The organism is Streptomyces sp. NPDC050704, from assembly GCF_040654355.1.
GTDB lineage: Bacteria > Actinomycetota > Actinomycetes > Streptomycetales > Streptomycetaceae > Streptomyces.
On sequence record NZ_JBFAHW010000087.1, the window covers coordinates 14,867 to 33,497 of the forward strand.

19 protein-coding genes are annotated in these 18,631 nt (G+C 70.4%); 13 read left to right on the plus strand and 6 right to left on the minus strand.

The genetic code is table 11. The features are described from left to right. The first annotated feature begins 332 nt into the window (after positions 1–332). Together AB0I18_RS36905 and AB0I18_RS36910 are read left to right on the plus strand one after the other, a co-directional pair. Complete coding sequence (locus AB0I18_RS36905; protein ID WP_363110063.1) at positions 333–1,673, plus strand: transcriptional regulator; 1,341 nt, start codon at positions 333–335, stop codon at positions 1,671–1,673. A gap of 196 nt (positions 1,674–1,869) precedes the next feature. Next, positions 1,870–2,415 (plus strand): NUDIX hydrolase, encoded by a 546-nt coding sequence (locus tag AB0I18_RS36910; protein ID WP_363110064.1) that lies wholly within the window; start codon positions 1,870–1,872, stop codon positions 2,413–2,415. Positions 2,416–2,439: 24 nt separating this feature from the next. Here AB0I18_RS36910 and AB0I18_RS36915 read toward each other — a convergent pair whose 3' ends face one another. Together AB0I18_RS36915 and AB0I18_RS36920 are read right to left on the minus strand one after the other, a co-directional pair. Continuing rightward, entirely contained in the window at positions 2,440–2,697 is a 258-nt protein-coding gene (locus AB0I18_RS36915) for a hypothetical protein (protein WP_363110065.1), read from the minus strand. Positions 2,698–2,904: 207 nt separating this feature from the next. Further along, complete coding sequence (locus AB0I18_RS36920) at positions 2,905–3,777, minus strand: 3-hydroxybutyryl-CoA dehydrogenase (RefSeq protein WP_363110066.1); 873 nt, start codon at positions 3,775–3,777, stop codon at positions 2,905–2,907. A gap of 191 nt (positions 3,778–3,968) precedes the next feature. Here AB0I18_RS36920 and AB0I18_RS36925 point away from each other — a divergent pair, with 191 nt between their 5' ends. After that, the gene (locus AB0I18_RS36925) at positions 3,969–5,204 is read left to right on the plus strand and encodes a family 10 glycosylhydrolase (protein ID WP_363110067.1); all 1,236 of its coding nucleotides are present in this window, start codon (positions 3,969–3,971) and stop codon (positions 5,202–5,204) included. Positions 5,205–5,217: 13 nt separating this feature from the next. Here AB0I18_RS36925 and AB0I18_RS36930 read toward each other — a convergent pair whose 3' ends face one another. Together AB0I18_RS36930 and AB0I18_RS36935 are read right to left on the minus strand one after the other, a co-directional pair. Further along, complete coding sequence (locus AB0I18_RS36930) at positions 5,218–5,412, minus strand: DUF1918 domain-containing protein (RefSeq protein ID WP_363110068.1); 195 nt, start codon at positions 5,410–5,412, stop codon at positions 5,218–5,220. Between the two features lie 93 nt (positions 5,413–5,505). Continuing rightward, complete coding sequence (locus AB0I18_RS36935) at positions 5,506–6,495, minus strand: DMT family transporter (protein ID WP_363110069.1); 990 nt, start codon at positions 6,493–6,495, stop codon at positions 5,506–5,508. Here AB0I18_RS36935 and AB0I18_RS36940 point away from each other — a divergent pair. From AB0I18_RS36940 to AB0I18_RS36950, 3 genes are all read left to right on the plus strand, one after another. Further along, a complete protein-coding gene (locus AB0I18_RS36940) occupies positions 6,494–7,942 on the plus strand; it encodes a PLP-dependent aminotransferase family protein (protein ID WP_363110070.1) in 1,449 nt (482 codons plus the stop codon). The genes AB0I18_RS36935 and AB0I18_RS36940 overlap by 2 nt on opposite strands. Before the next feature lie 17 nt (positions 7,943–7,959). Continuing rightward, the gene (locus AB0I18_RS36945) at positions 7,960–8,397 is read left to right on the plus strand and encodes a GNAT family N-acetyltransferase (protein WP_363110071.1); all 438 of its coding nucleotides are present in this window, start codon (positions 7,960–7,962) and stop codon (positions 8,395–8,397) included. Between the two features lie 77 nt (positions 8,398–8,474). After that, positions 8,475–9,059 carry a histidine phosphatase family protein gene (locus AB0I18_RS36950; RefSeq protein WP_363110072.1) on the plus strand — a complete coding sequence of 195 codons (585 nt, stop codon included), beginning with the start codon at positions 8,475–8,477 and terminating at the stop codon, positions 9,057–9,059. Here the strand turns inward: AB0I18_RS36950 and AB0I18_RS36955 are convergent. Then, positions 9,041–9,526 (minus strand): DUF6314 family protein, encoded by a 486-nt coding sequence (locus AB0I18_RS36955; protein WP_363110073.1) that lies wholly within the window; start codon positions 9,524–9,526, stop codon positions 9,041–9,043. The genes AB0I18_RS36950 and AB0I18_RS36955 overlap by 19 nt on opposite strands. A 134-nt stretch (positions 9,527–9,660) precedes the next feature. On the opposite strand from AB0I18_RS36955, the gene AB0I18_RS36960 reads away from it, so the two are divergent. The 7 genes from AB0I18_RS36960 (at position 9,661) to AB0I18_RS36990 (ending at position 17,705) form a co-directional block, all read left to right on the plus strand. Beyond that, positions 9,661–12,156 (plus strand): alpha-L-arabinofuranosidase C-terminal domain-containing protein, encoded by a 2,496-nt coding sequence (locus AB0I18_RS36960; RefSeq protein WP_363110074.1) that lies wholly within the window; start codon positions 9,661–9,663, stop codon positions 12,154–12,156. Positions 12,157–12,224: 68 nt separating this feature from the next. Next, positions 12,225–12,749: an ATP-binding protein gene (locus AB0I18_RS36965; protein WP_363110075.1), complete on the plus strand. Its 525-nt coding sequence runs from the start codon at positions 12,225–12,227 to the stop codon at positions 12,747–12,749. Between the two features lie 89 nt (positions 12,750–12,838). Further along, positions 12,839–13,867: an N-acetyl-gamma-glutamyl-phosphate reductase gene (gene argC, locus AB0I18_RS36970; RefSeq protein ID WP_363110076.1), complete on the plus strand. Its 1,029-nt coding sequence runs from the start codon at positions 12,839–12,841 to the stop codon at positions 13,865–13,867. After that, positions 13,864–15,015 carry a bifunctional glutamate N-acetyltransferase/amino-acid acetyltransferase ArgJ gene (gene argJ, locus AB0I18_RS36975; RefSeq protein WP_363110077.1) on the plus strand — a complete coding sequence of 384 codons (1,152 nt, stop codon included), beginning with the start codon at positions 13,864–13,866 and terminating at the stop codon, positions 15,013–15,015. Before argC ends, argJ begins: the two co-directional genes overlap by 4 nt. Next, a complete protein-coding gene (gene argB / locus AB0I18_RS36980) occupies positions 15,012–15,938 on the plus strand; it encodes an acetylglutamate kinase (protein WP_363110078.1) in 927 nt (308 codons plus the stop codon). The genes argJ and argB overlap by 4 nt, the downstream gene beginning before the upstream one ends. Further along, a complete protein-coding gene (locus AB0I18_RS36985; RefSeq protein WP_363110079.1) occupies positions 15,935–17,161 on the plus strand; it encodes an acetylornithine transaminase in 1,227 nt (408 codons plus the stop codon). Before argB ends, AB0I18_RS36985 begins: the two co-directional genes overlap by 4 nt. 7 nt (positions 17,162–17,168) lie before the next feature. Continuing rightward, the gene (locus tag AB0I18_RS36990) at positions 17,169–17,705 is read left to right on the plus strand and encodes an arginine repressor (protein WP_363110080.1); all 537 of its coding nucleotides are present in this window, start codon (positions 17,169–17,171) and stop codon (positions 17,703–17,705) included. 131 nt (positions 17,706–17,836) lie between these two features. Here AB0I18_RS36990 and AB0I18_RS36995 read toward each other — a convergent pair whose 3' ends face one another. Further along, entirely contained in the window at positions 17,837–18,574 is a 738-nt protein-coding gene (locus tag AB0I18_RS36995; RefSeq protein WP_363110092.1) for an FAD:protein FMN transferase, read from the minus strand. Positions 18,575–18,631: the final 57 nt, after the last annotated feature.

The window sequence follows — 18,631 nt, forward strand, 5'->3', positions numbered from 1 at the left end:
GGGCGCGGGGAACTGCGCGACCAGCCACGAGCGACCCGCAGCCAGCCAACGAACCCGCAGTTCCCCGGCCCAACCAGCGGAGCGAACCGTCCGCCCCGCCACGGAGTGTCGGGCAGGCGGCTGGGCGGACGGCGCGGGAACGGGCCGCCGCACTGTACGAGGGGGAGCCGGCGGCCCGGCCGGCCTCTTTACGAGGCATCTCAGTCAACCGGTCCGGAACTCTCTGCGACAGCGCGCACACGGTGCGGATTCGAGCACTCCGTTCACACCCCGTGTGAACAGGTTGGCGCTACGTTGAACAGCACCGTCGGCACCGAGCCACCGGAGGATCCATGCAGCCCAACACCCTGCTCGACGCGATCCTCGACGAGGCCGGGATCTCGCACTCCGGACTCGCGGCCCATGTGAACCAGGCGGGGCGGGCCCGTGGCCTCGCACTTCGGTACGAACACACCGCTGTGGCGCGGTGGTTGAAGGGCCAGCGGCCGCGCGGCCAGGTGCCCGACATGATCTGCGAGGTGCTCGCCAACCGGCTCCAACGGCCCGTCACGCTCGACGACATCGGCCTCGGCGTCCCGGGCGAACCGGCCGCTCCGCACGGTACGACGCTCTCCGGGTTCGTCGAGCGTGCCACCGCGCTGTGGCGCTGCGACGAACAGCAGCGCCCGCACATCCTCGGCGCCCCCGCCGTCACCGGGACGCCCGCCGTGATGCCCGTGTGGGAGTGGGAGAACCCGCCCGAGGACGTGGACGTCTCGCGCGGCGGCCGGCACCGCGTGAGCATGTCCGACATCGAGATGCTGCGTTCCGCCCGCGCCCACTACGAGCAGATGTACCGCAAGGCCGGCGGCATCGCGACCCGCACCCGCATCGTCGGCTTCCTCAACGCCGAGACGGCGCCGCTGCTGCGGGGCAGCTACACCGACGCCACCGGCCGCCAACTCCACCGGGCCACCGGCGGGTTGGTGGCGATCGCGGGCATCTGCGCGTACGACTCCGACGCGCACGGTCTGGCCCAGCGCTACTTCCACCAGGCGCTGCGTCTGGCGAAGGCCAGTGGTGACAGAGGACTTGGCGCGTATGTCATCGCGCTGCTCGTCAACCAGGCCCTGTTCATGCGCGAGCACCGGCAGGCCGTCGCCTTCGCCGAGGCCGCGCTGCGCGCCGCCGGACGGCAGATCACTCCGGCGCTCGCGTCGGACCTCTACGCGATGCAGGCCAAGGCGTACGCGCACCTAGGCGACGGCAGCAGCGCGCTGTCCTGCATCCGGCGTGCCGAACAGGCCGCCGACCGCATCCGTCGTGGGTACGAACCTGACGAGACCGGCTATGTCCAGCCGGGCCTGGTCAATGTGCAGGTGGCGGAGGCACTGTTGAGCCTCGGTGACCTGTCCGCCGCGCGGGAGCACGCCGCGGCCGCCGTGGACAATCCGGCGCACGACCGGGGCAGGGTGCACCGGCTCGGGATGCTCAGCCAGATCGAACTGCGCCAGGGCAACGCCGACAAGGCGGTGGTCACGGCGGTTCAAATGGCGGAGCAGGCCCGGGGGATGGAGTCCCAGCGGTTGCGCGACAGACTGCGGGCGGTACGCGAACATCTGGTGGCCAGTGGCTGCGCGGGCACGGCCGAGGCCGCCGAACTCATCGACGGGGCACTGCGCGTACCGCTCTAGGACGAGCTTGCGGGGGAACTCCGGGAAGAGCCCCGGGGAACCCCGCGGGGTCACGCCCCGTCCACTGCCGGGGGCCCCGAGCCCTCCGTGGTGCGGAACACTGCGCCTACCGCTGCGCTGAGCGGCCGTCGCGAGCCTGCTGTGCGGACGCTCCTGCTGCGATATTGCCATCTACTCGGCGGAAGGTGGCAGAACCGTGCAGTGGACGAAACAGAACGAACAAACTGTGTACGCAAACCGCTGGTTCAGCGTCAATCTCGCAGATGTCGAGCTGCCGGACGGTCGGCACCTCGATCACTTTTTAATACGGCTGCGGCCCGTCGCCGTGGCCACTGTGGTGAATGAGGCAAATGAGGTGCTCCTCCTGTGGCGGCACCGCTTCATCACCGACAGCTGGGGATGGGAGCTCGCGGCGGGCGTCGTCGAGGACGGCGAGGACATCGCCGTCGCGGCGGCCCGCGAACTGGAGGAGGAGACCGGTTGGCGACCGGGACCCCTGCGGCATCTGATGAGCGTCGAGCCGTCCAACGGGCTCACCGACGCCCGGCACCACATCTACTGGGCCGACGAAGGCGCGTACATCGGACACCCCGTGGACGACTTCGAGTCGGACCGTCGGGAATGGGTTCCCCTCAAGCTCGTCCCCGACATGGTCGCCCACGGCGAGGTCCCGGCCGCCAACATGGCAGCCGCGCTGCTCCTCCTGCACCATCTGAGGCTCGGGCAGGACGCCGTGCCCTGAGATTCCCCCCATGCGTCCTGGGACCTAGTGGCCCAGAGCCTGCCAGACCGCCACGGCGAGTGCGCCCACGGCCGTGACGACCGCGACCGCGCGCAGCGGCCAGCGGGTGTGCTCCAAGGCGACGACCCGTGCGCTCAGGTCGTCGACATCCTTGGCGGTCTGTTCGGCGCGGTGACTGAGCAGAGCCAGTCCTCCCTCGACGTGGGCATACGTCACATCGAGGCGGCGACGTAACTCTGCGAGTTCCCCATGGACCACGGGATGATCCGGGTCGGCGGTCACGAGTCCGCTCCTTTCCGTAGTCGTCACATCCCTTACATGCGCACGGAAAGTCAACTCGCCTGGTGGACGCGTGGGGAGAGTGTGCGAGGGGCATATGCGAGCCCAGCGCGCACACAGTGTGTGAATGCCACGGGCCCGGCCCTCGGAAGAGAGCCGGGCCCGTGTCCGGCCTGAGATGTACGGAACGTAGTCAGGACGGGGGTGCCGCTAGGGGTACGTGTAGAAGCCCGAGCCCGACTTCCGGCCCAGCCGGCCCGCGTCGACCATGCGCTGGAGCAGCGGGGGAGCGGCGTAGAGCGGCTCTTTATATTCTTCGTACATCGAGAACGCGACCGAGGCGACCGTGTCCAGGCCGATCAGGTCGGACAGCTTGAGCGGGCCCATCGGGTGGGCGCAGCCCAGCTCCATGCCGTTGTCGATGTCCTCGCGGCTGGCCATGCCGGACTCGAACATCCGGATCGCGGAGAGCAGATACGGGATCAGCAGCGCGTTGACCACGAAGCCCGAGCGGTCCTGGGCGCGGATCGCGTGCTTGCCGAGGATCTTCTCGACCAGCGCCTGCGCCCGGCTGATGGTGCCCTCGGAGGTGGTGAGCGCCGGGATCAGCTCGACGAGCTTCTGCACCGGGGCCGGGTTGAAGAAGTGGATGCCTATCACCTGGTCGGGGCGGGACGTGGCGACGGCGAGCTTCACCAGCGGGATCGAGGAGGTGTTGGAGGCGAGGATCGCGTCCTGCCGGGTCACCACCTGGTCGAGTACCTGGAAGATCTCGGTCTTCACCTGCTCGTTCTCGACGACCGCCTCGATCACCAGGTCGCGGTCGGAGAACTCGCCGAGGTCGGTGGTGAAGCTGAGTCGCGCCTGGGTGGCGTCGTGCTCCTCGGCGGAGATCTTGCCGCGCTCGGCCGCCTTGGAGAGCGAGTTGTAGAGCCGGGTGCGGCCGATCTCCAACGCCTCGCCGGTGGTCTCGGCGACCTTCACGTCCAGGCCCGCACGGGCACACACCTCGGCGATGCCCGCTCCCATCTGGCCGCAGCCCACCACTCCGACGCGCGCGATATCGCCCCAGGTGTCCGTCACTTCGTCCTCTTTCGCCTGCTATCGGGCCTTCGCAGGTCTCCGTTGGCCGGCGCCTGCTCCAAACCTGCACGTTACCTTCGGCGGCCGGTGATCAATTGTCCGGGTACCGCATGACACGCTGTCCCGCAAGCGGACCGCGACCGGGCCCGCACACGGCACATGGAGGTATGAGGATGCACCGGAAACCACGAATGTCACGCCGGGCGTTCGCGGTGACCGCGCTGTCGACCCTCGTGGTGGGGGGCGGCACGGCGGCGGGCGTCGCGATGGCCGGCGGGGAACCGAAGCGCCGGCACGCGAGTGGCGCGCTGCGCGGCATGTGGCTGGCGACCGTCGCGAACCGCGACTGGCCGTCGAAGGCCGGGCTGACCGTGTCCCAGCAGCGCGCCGAACTGCTCACGCATCTGGACACGGCGGTGAAGCGCCGGCTGAACGCGGTGATCTTCCAGGTGCGCCCCACGGCCGACGCCCTGTGGCCCTCGCCGTACGAGCCCTGGTCGCAGTCCCTCACCGGTGTCCAGGGCCAGGACCCCGGGTGGGACCCGCTGGGCACCGCGGTCAAGGAGGCCCACGCACGCGGTCTGGAACTGCACGCCTGGTTCAACCCGTACCGCATCGCCAACCACGCCGACCCGACGAAGCTCGTCGCCTCGCACCCGGCCCGCAAGAACCCCGACTGGGTCGTGACGTACGGCGGGAAGCTCTACTACAACCCCGGCCTGCCCGAGGTCCGCGCCTTCGTCCAGGACGCGATGCTGGACGCGGTGCAGAAGTACGCCGTGGACGCCGTGCACTGGGACGACTACTTCTACCCGTATCCGGTCGCGGGGCAGGTCTTCGACGACGACGCGGCGTTCGCGGCGCACGGCGGGGGCTTCACCGACCGGGCCGCCTGGCGGCGGGACAACATCGACAAGCTGGTGCGCGAGACGGCGGCCAGGATCAAGAAGATCCGGCCGGGTACGCAGTTCGGGATCAGCCCGTTCGGGGTGTGGCGCAACATCGCGACCGACTCGGAGGGCTCGGACACCAAGGCGGGCGTGCAGACGTACGACGACCTGCACGCCGACACCAGGAAGTGGGTCCGGGAGAACTGGATCGACTACATCTGCCCGCAGATCTACTGGAACATCGGCTTCGCCGCCGCCGACTACGCGAAGCTGATCCCCTGGTGGTCGGAGGTCGCGCGCGGCAGCGGGACGAAGCTGTACGTGGGCGAGGCGCTCTACAAGGCCGGCGATCCGGCGCAGCCCGCGGCCTGGCAGGACGCGGCCGAGCTGTCCAAGCACCTCACCTTCGCCAAGGATCACCCAGAGGTGCGCGGGCACGTCTTCTTCTCGGCCCGGGAAGTGGGCGAGGACAAGATCGGCGCCATGGCACGCGTGGTCGCCGACCACTACCAGAAGCCGGTGAAGCCCCCGCGCTGACTCAGAGCCTGTGTCAGCGGGCGGTGTCCTTGTGCTGGACCACGCAGTCGGGGCCGGGCGACATCAGGGCCTCGTGGCCGTCCTCGAAGCGGACGCGGTAGGGGGGATTCCCCTGCTGTCCGAGTACCTCGATGACTTCCGCGACCCGGTCGTGCTGCCCGACGATCCTGCCGTGTACCAGCAGGTGGTCGCCTTTGGTTGCTTGCATCTGTAGGGCCTCCTCGTGTCGCACGGGAGTAGCGGTTCGTGGTCGCAAGTCTACGGCGGGTGGCCCCGGTTGGGACCGGCCCGTACGCGCCGCTCAGCCCCGCGCCCGTTGGGTGACGGCGATGCAGACGAGCACGGCCGTCGCCGTCAGCGGGGCGGCCGCCGTCAGGTGCTCGCCCAGGAGCAGTACCGACCACACCAGTGTGAGCAGCGGCTGTGCCAACTGCAACTGGCTGGCCTTCGGGATGCCGATCGCGGCCATGCCGCGGTACCAGGCGACCAGGCCGAGGAGCTGTGAGCCGGCCGCGACCCAGAGGAGTCCGGTCACGCTGTGCGCGGTCAGCCGGGCGGGCTCGTACGACAGGGCGATCACGGCCGCCGGCACCGCGAGCGGCAGGCACAGGACCAGCGCCCAGCCGATGACGTGCCAGCCGGGCAGCACGCGGGCCAGCCGGCCGCCTTCCGTGTAGCCGGCCGCACAGACCAGCAGCGCCGCGAAGAGGTAGGCGTCCGCACCGGTCAGGGCGCCGCCGCTCTGCCGCACGGTGAACGCGATCACCACGGCGGCGCCCGCGAGCGCCGCGGCCCAGAAGGTGCGGGACGGGCGGGTGCCGACGCGCAGGGCCGAGAACAGGGCGGTCGTGAGGGGGAGCAGGCCGACCACGACCGCGGCGTGCGCGGTGGTCGACGTCTGCAGCGCCAGGGTCGTGAGCATCGGGAAGCCGAGGACCACGCCGGCGGCTACGACGGCCAGGCCCGCCCAGTGGCGGCGGGCCGGGAGCGGGACTCGCAGGGCGAGGAGGCAGGTGCCCGCGATGGCCGCCGCCAGGACTGTGCGGGCGGCTACGAGGGACCAGGGGCCGAAGCCTTCCAGGCCCCAGGCCGTGGCGGGGAAGGTGAGGGAGAAGGCGGTGACTCCTAGGGCGGCCTGGAGTGTGCCGGGCCCGGCCGGGGGCTTGGTGGGGTTGGTGCTGTGATTTGGAAGCTGCGGGTTCGTTGGGGCTGGGCGCGCAGTTCCCCGCGCCCCTGAAGGGGCGCCCATCGCTATCGATGCTGGGTGAGTAGCGCTACTCTCTGGTCTCATGCATGAGCGTAGCAGTGTGGGTGAGCTGGTGGAACGGTTGAGAGGGGAGCTTGACCGCTACTCTGCTGGTGGGAAGCTGCCGTCCAGTCGGGCGCTTGTCGAGCGGTATCGGGTTAGTCCGGTGACCGTGTCCCGGGCGCTGGGGCAGTTGGCTGCCGAGGGGCTGGTGGTCACTCGGCCCGGGGCCGGGGTGTTCCGGGCGCAGCCGCGCGGGGCCGGGCCGGCCGTCGGGGACACCTCCTGGCAGGAGGTCGCGCTCAGTGCGGACGCCACCGCCGAACTCGTACCGCGCGCCGTGGACGCGTCCGGAGTGCTGGTCTCACTGGCCGCGCCGCCGCCCGGAGTCGTCGAGTTCAACGGCGGCTATCTGCACCCGTCGCTGCAGCCGGAACGGGCGATGGCCGCGGCCCTGTCCCGGGCCGGCCGGCGCCCCGGTGCCTGGGGGCGTCCGCCGGTGGAGGGGCTGCCGGAGCTGCGCGAGTGGTTCGCGCGGGGCATCGGCGGCGCGATCACCGCCGCCGAGGTGCTGATCACGGCGGGCGGCCAGTCCGCGCTGACCACCGCGCTGCGGGCGCTCGCCCCGCCCGGCGCTCCGGTCCTCGTCGAGTCGCCCACGTACCCCGGCATGCTGGCGATCGCCCGCGCGGCCGGACTGCGGCCCGTGCCGGTGCCCGTGGACCCGGACGGCGTGAAACCGGCGCTGCTCGCCGATGCCTTCAGGGCGACCGGCGCCCGCGTCTTCGTCTGCCAGCCGCTGTTCCAGAACCCGACCGGTGCGGTGCTCGCGGCGGAACGCCGCGGCGAGGTGCTGAGGATCGCGCGCGACGCGGGCGCGTTCGTCGTCGAGGACGACTTCGTACGCCGGCTGGTGCACGAGGACTCCGGACCGCTGCCGCGCCCGCTGGCCGCCGACGACCCCGACGGAGTCGTCGTGCACGTCGGCTCGCTGACCAAGGCGACCTCGCCGAGCTTCCGGGTGAGCGCGCTGGCCGCCCGGGGACCCGTCCTCGAACGACTGCGGACCATCCAGGTCGTCGACACGTTCTTCGTGCCGCGCCCGCTCCAGGAGGCGGCCCTGGAACTCGTCGGCTCGCCCGCCTGGCCCCGCCATCTCCGCGCTGTCTCGGCGGAGTTGAGGAACCGTCGCGACACGATGACCGCCGCGCTGCGCCTGGATCTCCCCGAACTCTCCCTGCCGCACATCCCGTCCGGCGGCTACCACCTGTGGCTGCGCCTGCCCGACGGCACGGACGAGCCGGCCCTGGTCGCCGGCGCCCTGCGTGCGGGCGTGGCCGTCACTCCCGGCCGCCCCTACTTCAGTGCTGAACCCCCGGCCGCCCACCTGCGGTTGAGCTTCGCGGCCGTCGCGGGGGCGGGGGAGATCGCGGAGGGTGTGCGGAGACTGCGTACGGCGTACCACGAAAATGGTTCGACAGGCGGACTCTGACCTGCGACTCTCCCGCCATGAGCGACGTACCGGATCTCGCCGAGGGCTACGAGATCTCCACCGACCCCGACCGCATCGACTTCGACCGCGTCCACCGGTGGCTCGCCACCGACGCGTACTGGGCGATCGACCGGCCGCGCGAGAAGCACGATCGGGCCGTGGCCGGTTCACTCAACTTCGGGGTGTACGACACGGCTTCGGGCGAGCAGGTGGCGTACGCGCGGGTGGTGACCGACGAGGCGACCTTCGCGTGGCTCTGCGATGTGTACGTGGACCGGTCCGTGCGGGGCAAGGGGATCGGCACCGCACTGGTCGACGCCGTGCGCGCGTATCTGCGACCGATGGGCCTGCGCCGCATTCTGCTCGCCACCCTCGACGCGCACGGTGTCTACGAGCAGCTCGGGTTCAAGGGGCTCGACAAGCCCGAGCAGTGGATGGTGCTGGGTCCTGGGTGAGCTACCGTCCGTGAGCATTCCGTGCGTGCCGCAGATCACCCCTTGACCTGCGGAGTTCCTGGCTCCACGATCACCGCATGCATGTTCGGCTCACGCTGATCGCCGCCGCCCGCAGCTCCGCGCTGCTCGCCGAGCGCTTCGACGACGACCGGCCGCTGGACCAGGCGGGCTGGGAGGAGGCGCAGCGTGTCGCGCACGCGCTGGCACCGCTGGCGGCGGCCGAGCTGCGGTACTGCTCGCCGACGCCGCGCAGCCGGGCCACCGGTGACGCGCTGGGCCTCGCGCCGCTGGCCCAGCCGGCCCTGCGGGACTGCGACATGGGCCGGTGGCGCGGCCTGACGCTCGGCGAGGCGATGGCCCGCGAGCCCGAGGCCGTGGACGCCTGGCTCGCCGATCCGTACTCAGCCCCGCACGAGGGCGAGCCGCTGGTGTCCTTCATCCAGCGCGTGGGCCACTGGCTCGACACCCGCCCCGCCGACGACGGCGGCCGCATCGTCGCCGTGGCGGAGCCTGCGGTGGTACGGGCCGCGCTCGTCTATGCCCTGAAGGCTCCCGCGCCGACGTACTGGAGTCTCGACGTCCGTCCTTTGTCGACGGTCACGCTCACGGGTCGGGCCGGGCGCTGGAACCTTCGCCTCGACGCTCAGCCCGTGCCTGCGTAGTCCCGCCCGCCGTCCTGCTCATCGTCCCGCGTGTAGTCCGTAGTGAGGACCAGGTCCTTGGCCGGTCCGCCGACCCGCCAGACCGTCCGCCAGTGGTCCGCGTCGGACACGGTGAACTCGCCCCGGTAGAGGTCCGCCGCGCACGGATGGTCGGCGATGTGCCGCCCGGAGGTCAGGTCCAGGTCATGGAAGGGGCGACCGTCCGAGAAACGCACGTCGGCCCGGCCCGGCCCGTCGCCCGGCAGGAACCGCAGGGTGCGCTCGGCGGGCCGGGCCACGCCCTCCCACACGAACGTGCCGGACTCGTGGTGGAGCAGCCCGGCCTCTCCTTCACCCAGCGCCTCGAACACCGTCGTCCCGCTGAAGGAACCCGCCGCCCCGCTCACGAGATCCCGCACCGTACGCTCCACGCGCCAGCTCCCGGCCAGGTATGCCAACACATCGGTCACCGGCCAGAATTCGGCCATACCACCCGCCTCCCCGGCCTCTCCTGCGCAACCCATTGACGCACTCCTGCCCCCTACCTATCTTGCCGTTCGAAGTATTGATCACTGTCCGATATTTCGAACGTGCTGCATCCCTCCAGAGCCGCGGAGAATTCATGTCACGCACCCGTACGCGCACCCGTGGGAGAGTCGCTCTCACGGCCACCGCGCTACTGGCCGCCTCCTTCCTCGTACCGGCCCCGGTGAACGCCGCCGAGGACGCCGCCGATGCCACCGACTACGCGATCACCGTCGACCCGAAGGCCTCGGGCGCGAAGATCGACAACACGATGTACGGGGTCTTCTTCGAGGACATCAACCGGGCCGCGGACGGCGGCCTGTACGCGGAACTCGTGCAGAACCGGTCCTTCGAGTACTCGACGGCCGACAACGCCTCGTACACGCCTCTCACCTCCTGGGCCGCCGAGGGCACCGCGAAGACCGCGGACGACGACGGCCGCCTCAACACCCGCAACCGCACCTACCTCACCCTGGACGGCGGTTCGTCGGTCACCAACTCCGGCTACAACACCGGTATCGCGGTCCAGAGCGGCAAGACCTACGACTTCTCGGTCTGGGCCCGCGCCGACCAGGCGTCCGCCCTCACGGTGACCCTGGCCGACGCCGATGGCGCGCTCGCCGAGGCTCGCCGTGTCACCGCGCGCGGCGGCTGGGCCAAGTACAAGGCCAGGTTCACCGCGAACCGCACCAGCTCCACCGGCCGTCTCACCGTGGCCGCCGACGGCCCGGTCGCGCTCGACATGATCTCGCTCATCCCGCGCGACACGTACAAGGGCCACGGCCTCCGCAAGGACCTCGCCGAGAAGATCGCCGCCCTGGACCCCGGCTTCGTCCGCTTCCCGGGCGGCTGTCTCGTCAACACCGGCAGCATGGAGGGCTACGACGAGGCCTCCGGCTGGCAGCGCAAGCGCTCGTACCAGTGGAAGGACACCATCGGTCCCGTCGAGCAGCGCGCGACGAACTCCAACTTCTGGGGCTACAACCAGAGTTACGGACTCGGCTACTACGAGTACTTCCAGTTCTCCGAGGACATCGGCGCGATGCCGCTGCCCGTGGTTCCCGCCCTCGTCACCGGCTGCGGCCAGAACAAGGCCACCGACGACGACGCGCTCCTCAAGCGCCACATCCAGGACACCCTGGACCTCATCGAGTTCGCCAACGGCCCGGTGACCAGCGAGTGGGGCAAGAAGCGGGCGAAGTTGGGCCACCCGAAGCCCTTCCGCCTCACCCACCTCGGGGTCGGCAACGAGGAGAACCTGCCGAACGAGTACATCGCCCGCTTCAAGCAGTTCCGTACGGCCATCGAGGCGAAGTACCCGGACATCACCGTCATCTCCAACTCAGGGCCTGACGACAGCGGTTCGACCTTCGACACGGCCTGGAAGCTCAACCGGGAAGAGAACGTCGACATGGTCGACGAGCACTACTACAACAGCCCGCAGTGGTTCCTGCAGAACAACGACCGCTACGACTCGTACGACAGGAAGGGCCCCAAGGTCTTCCTCGGCGAGTACGCCTCGCAGGGCAACACCTTCAAGAACGCCCTCTCCGAAGCCGCGTTCATGACCGGCCTGGAGCGCAACGCGGACATCGTGAAGCTCGCCTCGTACGCGCCGCTGCTCGCCAACGAGGACTACGTCCAGTGGCGGCCCGACATGATCTGGTTCAACAACCACGCGTCCTGGAACTCGGCCAGCTACGAGGTCCAGAAGCTCTTCATGCGCAACGTCGGCGACCGCGTACTGCCGTCGCGTGCCACCGGCACGCCCTCGGTGAGCGGTCCCATCTCGGGCGCGGTCGGTCTGTCGACCTGGGCGACGAGCGCCGCGTACGACGACGTGAAGGTGACCGGCGCGGACGGTACCGCGCTGCTCGGTGACGACTTCTCCGGCGACGCGTCGAAGTGGACCCATACGGGCGGCGGCAGTTGGAGCATCCAGGACGGGCAGTACGTGCAGACCGACGGAGCCGCCGAGAACACCATGGTGTCGGCGGGCGACCCGGCCTGGCACGACTACGACCTGCATGTGAAGGCCACCAAGAAGTCCGGCAAGGAGGGCTTCCTCGTCGCCTTCGGGGTCAAGGACACGGGCAACTACTACTGGTGGAACCTGGGCGGCTGGAACAACACCCAGTCCGCCGTCGAGCAGGCCTCGGACGGTGGGAAGTCGACGCTGATGTCCAAGGCGGGCTCTGTCGAGACGGGTCGCGCGTACGACATCGACATCAAGGTGCGAGGTCGGCAGGTGACCCTCTACCTCGACGGCCAGGAGTGGGGCAGCTTCACCGACGACAAGCCGGCCGAGCCGTTCCGGCAGGTCGTCACGCGGGACGCGAAGAGTGGTGACCTGATCGTCAAGGTGGTCAACGCGCAGGGCGTGGATGCCCGTACCGCGGTCGACCTCGGTGGCGTGAAGGCCGGTTCGAAGGTCGCTCGGGTGACCACACTCGAGGCCGCGCCGGAGGCCGTGAACACCGAGACGGAGACGCCGGTCGCGCCGGTCACGTCGACGTTCTCGGGGGTGGCCGACAAGTTCACCTACACCTTCCCGGCGAACTCGGTGACGTTCCTGAGGATCAAGAAGGGGTGACCCTTCGGGGCGGCTCAGGCACAGGGCGTGCCTTGGCCTGAGCCGCTCACACCGTTAGCGTCGGGCCCATGATCGTATGGCTCAACGGCACCCACGGGGCAGGCAAGACGACGACCAGTGCACTCGTGCAGCGGCTGATCCCGGACTCACGGGTGTTCGACGCCGAGAAGGTCGGCGAGACGCTCATGGACATCACGCCCGGGCTGCCGGGGACGGACAACTTCCAGCACTGGCCGCCGTGGCGGCCGCTGGTCGTCGAGACCGCCCGCCGCGTACTCGACTACACCGGCGGCACCCTGGTGATGCCCATGACCGTCCTGGTCGAGCAGTACTGGCGCGAGATCAGCACGGGCCTCGCCCAACACGCCATCCCGGTAAGGCACTTCGTCCTCCACGCCGACCAGGACACCCTCCGCGGGCGCATCGCGGGCGACACCGTTCTCGGCCCCGACTCCCCGTTCCGTCTCAAATACCTCGAGCCCTACGCCGAGGCCGCCCGCACGTGGCTGCACGCCGAGGCCGAGGTCGTCGACACCACGCACCTCACGCCCGCCCAGGCCGCAGCGCGGATCGCGGAGGCCGTCAAGGGCTGAGGTCCGGCCCCGTCACCCGCCCTGCACGGAGAGAGATTGCATAAACGTGCATGGAAACGTATAGTCATGCCATCCAAGAGGAGGGTTCCATGGCGGTACGTGCGGCAGTGGCCGGAGCGAGTGGGTACGCGGGCGGGGAACTGCTGCGTCTGCTCCTGGTGCACCCCGAGATCGAGATCGGCGCTCTGACCGGCAACTCCAACGCGGGGCAGCGGCTGGGCGCGCTGCAACCGCACCTGTTGCCGCTGGCCGACCGCGTGCTCCAGGAGACCACACCCGAGGTCCTGGCGGGGCATGACGTCGTCTTTCTCGCACTGCCCCACGGGCAGTCCGCCGCCGTCGCCGAGCAGCTCGGGACGGACGTGCTGGTCGTCGACATGGGTGCCGACTTCCGGCTGAAGGACGCGGCCGACTGGGAGAAGTTCTACGGCTCGGCGCATGCCGGGACCTGGCCGTACGGCCTGCCCGAACTGCCGGGTGGCCGCGCCGCGCTGGAGGGGTCCAAGCGCATCGCGGTACCCGGCTGCTATCCGACGGCCACCTCGCTGGCCCTCTTCCCGGCGTATGCGGCCGGGCTCGCGGAGAACGAGGCCGTGATCGTCGCCGCCTCCGGGACCTCCGGCGCGGGCAAGTCGCCCAAGGCGCATCTGCTCGGCAGTGAGGTCATGGGCTCCATGTCCCCGTACGGCGTCGGCGGCGGGCATCGGCACACCCCCGAGATCATCCAGAACCTCGGCGCGGCCGCCGGTGAGCCCGTCACCGTCTCCTTCACACCGACCCTCGCCCCGATGCCCCGCGGCATCCTCGCCACATGCAGCGCGAAGGCGAAGCCCGGGGTCACCGCCGAGTCCGTACGGGCCGCCTACGAGAAGGCGTACGCCGACGAACCGTTCGTGCACCTGCTGCCCGAGGGGCAGTGGCCGGCCACCGCGTCCGTCTACGGTTCCAACGCCGTTCAGGTGCAGGTCGCGTACGACGAGGCCGCGCACCGCATCATCGCGATCAGCGCCATCGACAACCTGACCAAGGGCACCGCGGGCGGCGCGGTGCAGAGCATGAACATCGCCCTCGGGCTGCCCGAGGGCACGGGTCTTTCCACGATCGGAGTCGCACCGTGAGTGTCACCGCCGCCCAGGGCTTCACCGCCTCCGGCATCGCAGCAGGCATCAAGGAGAACGGGAACCCGGACCTGGCCCTCGTGGTCAACAACGGGCCCCGCCTGGCCGCCGCGGGCGTCTTCACCTCCAACCGCGTGAAGGCCGCGCCCGTACTGTGGTCCGAGCAGGTGCTGAAGGGCGGCCTGGTCTCCGCCGTCGTCCTCAACTCCGGTGGTGCCAACGCCTGTACGGGACCCAAGGGCTTCCAGGACACGCACGCCACCGCCGAGAAGGTCGCCGAGGTCCTCGGGCAGAACGCCGGGGAGGTCGCCGTCGCCTCCACCGGACTCATCGGTCTCCTGCTGCCGATGGACAAGCTCCTCCCGGGAGTCGAGCAGGCCGCCGCCCAACTCTCCGAGCACGGCGGCGAGAAGGCCGCCATCGCCATCAAGACCACCGACAGCGTGCACAAGACGGCCGTCGTGACGCAGGACGGCTGGACCGTCGGCGGCATGGCCAAGGGCGCCGGCATGCTCGCCCCCGGCCTCGCCACCATGCTCGTCGTCCTCACCACGGACGCCGACGTCGAGAGCGACGCACTGGACAAGGCCCTGCGGGCGGCCACGAAGGTCACCTTCGACCGGGTCGACTCCGACGGCTGCATGTCGACGAACGACACCGTACTGCTGCTGGCCTCCGGCGCCTCCCAGGTCACCCCGGAGTACGCCGAGTTCGCCGAGGCCGTACGGCAGGTCTGCGACGACCTCGGTCAGCAGCTGATCCGGGACGCCGAGGGCGCCAGCAAGGACATCAAGGTCGAGGTCGTCAACGCGGCGAGCGAGGACGACGCCGTCGAGGTGGGGCGTTCCATCGCCCGCAACAACCTCCTCAAGTGCGCCATCCACGGCGAGGACCCCAACTGGGGACGGGTGCTGTCCGCGATCGGCACGACGTCCGCGGCCTTCGAGCCGGACCGGCTGAACGTCGCCATCAACGGCGTCTGGGTCTGCAAGAACGGCGGCGTCGGCGAGGACCGCGACAAGGTCGACATGCGCTACCGCGAGGTCCACATCGTCGCCGACCTCGCCGCGGGCGCCCAGACCGCCACGATCTGGACCAACGACCTCACCGCCGACTACGTCCACGAGAACAGCGCGTACTCGTCATGAGCACCACTCGCAAGCACACCGCGCTGCCCAAGGCGCAGATCCTCATCGAGGCGCTGCCCTGGCTGACCCGGCACAACGGCAAGACGGTCGTCATCAAGTTCGGCGGCAACGCCATGGTGAACGAGGAGCTGAAGGCCGCCTTCGCACAGGACGTCGTCTTCCTGCGGCAGGCCGGCCTCAAGCCCGTCGTCGTGCACGGCGGCGGCCCGCAGATCAACGCACAGCTCGACCTGCACGGCCTGGAGAGCGAGTTCAAGGCGGGGCTGAGGGTCACCACCCCGGAGGCCATGGACGTCGTACGCATGGTCCTGGCCGGACAGGTCCAGCGCGAGCTCGTCGGGCTGCTCAACCAGCACGGTCCGCTCGCCGTCGGCATGACCGGCGAGGACGCGCACACCATCACCGCCACCCAGCACCGGCCGGAGATCGACGGCGAGTTGGTCGACATCGGGCGGGTCGGCGAGATCACCGAAATCAACACAGGCGCGATCGAGGCGCTGCTCTCCGACGGCCGTATCCCGGTCGTCTCCTCGATCGCCCGTTCCCAGGACGACGGACATGTCTACAACGTCAATGCTGATACGGCGGCTGCGGCACTCGCTGCGGCGCTTGGTGCCGAAACCCTGATGGTCCTGACCGACGTCGAGGGCCTCTACGAGGACTGGCCCAACTCCGACGAGGTCATCAGCCGGCTCACCGCGAGAGAGCTGGAGAAGCTGCTGCCCGACCTGGCCAGCGGCATGGTGCCGAAGATGGAGGGCTGCCTGCACGCCGTGCGCAACGGCGTGAACACCGCCCGCGTCATCGACGGCCGGGTCCAGCACTCGATCCTGCTGGAGATCTTCACCGACGAGGGCATCGGCACGATGGTCGTGCCCGACGCCCCGAACGACGTAGCGAACGACGCAGTGGGGGAGTCATGACCAACCAGGAACTGACCGCGCGCTGGCAGGGCGCGCTCATGGACAACTACGGCACCCCGCGGCTGCCCCTCGTCCGCGGCGCCGGTGCCAGGCTCTGGGACGCCGACGGCAAGGAGTACGTGGACTTCGTCGGCGGGATCGCCGTCAACGCGCTCGGCCACGCCCACCCGGCGATCGTCGAGGCCGTGAGCAGGCAGATCGCCTCGCTCGGCCATGTCTCCAACCTCTTCGTCGCCGAGCCGCCCGTCACGCTCGCCGAACGGCTGCTCCAGCTCTTCGGGCGCGACGGACGCGTGTACTTCTGCAACTCGGGTGCCGAGGCCAACGAGGGCGCCCTCAAGATCGGCCGGCTGACCGGGCGTCCGCACATGGTCGCCACCGACGGCGGCTTCCACGGCCGGACCATGGGCGCACTGGCGCTCACCGGCCAGCCGGGCAAGCGGGAGCCGTTCCTGCCGCTGCCGGGCGACGTCACGCACGTCCCGTTCGGCGACCCGCAGGCGCTGGCCGCCGCGGTCACCGAGGACACCGCACTGGTGATCATCGAGCCGGTCCAGGGCGAGAACGGCGTGGTCGTGCCGCCGCCGGGCTACCTCAAGGCGGCCCGCGCCATCACCGCGGCCACCGGCACCCTCCTCGTCCTGGACGAGGTGCAGACGGGGATCGGCCGGACCGGGCACTGGTTCGAGTACCAGGCCCACGAGGGTGTCCTGCCGGACATCGTCACGCTGGCGAAGGGCCTCGGCGGTGGACTGCCGCTCGGCGCGACCGTCGCCTTCGGCCGCGCCGCCCAGCTGCTGAAGCCCGGCCACCACGGCACGACGTTCGGCGGCAACCCGGTCGCCTGCGCCGCCGGACTCGCCGTCCTCGACACGATCGAGGCCGAGGGACTCCTGGAGAACGTGAAGCGGGCGAGCGGGAAGCTGCGGGACGGAATCGAGGGCGCCGACGGCAGTGACCGTCACCCGCTGGTCGATCATGTCCGGGGCTCGGGCCTCCTCCTGGGTATCGTGCTCACCGAGCCGCTCGCGCCCCAGGTGCAGCAGGCGGCTCAGGACGCCGGATTCCTGGTGAACGCGCCCGCCCCCGATGTCGTACGGCTGATGCCGCCGCTGAACCTCGGGGATGACGAGGTGGACGCGTTCCTCCGGGCCCTCCCCGGTGTTCTCGACGCGGCGGTCAACGGCGCAGCAGCCAACGGGGACGGACGAGCCGGAGAATGAGACGACGATGAGTCATGCGCAGGATCACGAGCACGCCGGGCCTGCCGTGCCGCAGACCCGTACCGCCCGCCACCGCCGGATCGTGGACATCCTCAACCGGCAACCGGTGCGCTCGCAGAGTCAGTTGGCGAAGCTTCTCGCCGATGACGGGCTGAACGTCACGCAGGCGACGCTCTCCCGGGACCTCGACGAGCTGAACGCGGTGAAGATCCGCAACAACGACGGCGATCTGATCTACGCGGTGCCGAGCGAGGGGGGTTTCCGTACTCCCCGCGCGCCGCTGGGGGAGTCGGCGAAGGAGGAGCGGATGCGGCGGCTTTCCGCGGAGCTGCTGATCTCCGCGGAGGCTTCGGCGAACCTCGTGGTGCTGCGGACCCCGCCGGGGGCCGCGCAGTTCCTCGCCTCGGCGATCGACCAGGCCGAGTTGCACGACATCCTCGGGACGATCGCCGGGGACGACACGCTGCTGCTGATCAGCCGCAACCCCACGGGGGGGCAGGCGCTGGCCGACCACTTGCTGCGATTGGCTCAGAACCACCACTGAGGCTGGTGTTTCGGGTGCGGGTGCGGGTGCGTTGTGGTTGGGCGAAAGGCAGGGGCGCAGCCCCGCCTTTCAGGGGCGCGGGGAACTGCGCGAGCAACCACGACGCACCCGCACCCGAAGAACGAACCGGCTCAGCCCAGCCGGCCGGCCAGGCCACCCGTGCACCGGACCTCGTCACCCGCCGTGATCAGCAGTGCCTCCACGTCCGGCAGGGACTCCAGCCAGTCGAGCGCCTGCCGGGAGCCCATCGCGAAGGCCGCCGTGGCCCAGGCGTCCGCCCAGGTGATCCGGGGCCCGACCACGGTCACGGCCACCAGGTCGGTCACCGCGGACGTACCGGTGCGCGGATCGACGATGTGCGTGCCGCGCTCGGCGGAGCCGGAGGTGGCCACGGCCAGCTCGTCCACACCGGCCGCGGAGACCACGGCGGCCAGGCCGCCGGGCCGCAGCGGGTCCGACACACCGACCCGCCAGGGCCGGGCAGGGCCGGGCACGCCGTACATCTGCACGTCGCCGCCGCCGTTGACGCTCACGCCGGTCGCCCCGGCGGCGGCGAGACGCCGCGCGGCGCGCTCGACGGACCAGCCCTTCACCATGCCGGTCGGGTCGATGACGCCCCCGTACGTCGTGCTGAACCAGCCGTCGCTCAACCGCTCGGCCTCGGCGCACAGGCCGAGCACCTCGGCGACCTCCGGGTCGCACTCGTCGACGGTCAGTTCGCCGCGCCCGAGTCGCGAGATCTGGCTGTTCTCGCGATAGGTGCTGAACACCTCGTCCACCACGTGGAGTTGGGCGACCGCAGCCTCCAACGCGGCCTGCACGACCTGAGGTTCGCCGCCGCGCACGTCGAAGGAGAACACGGTGCCCATCACCTCCTCCGCGTGACGCAACACGGCGGGCGCCTCGGCGAGTTCAGCCGGGTCGGC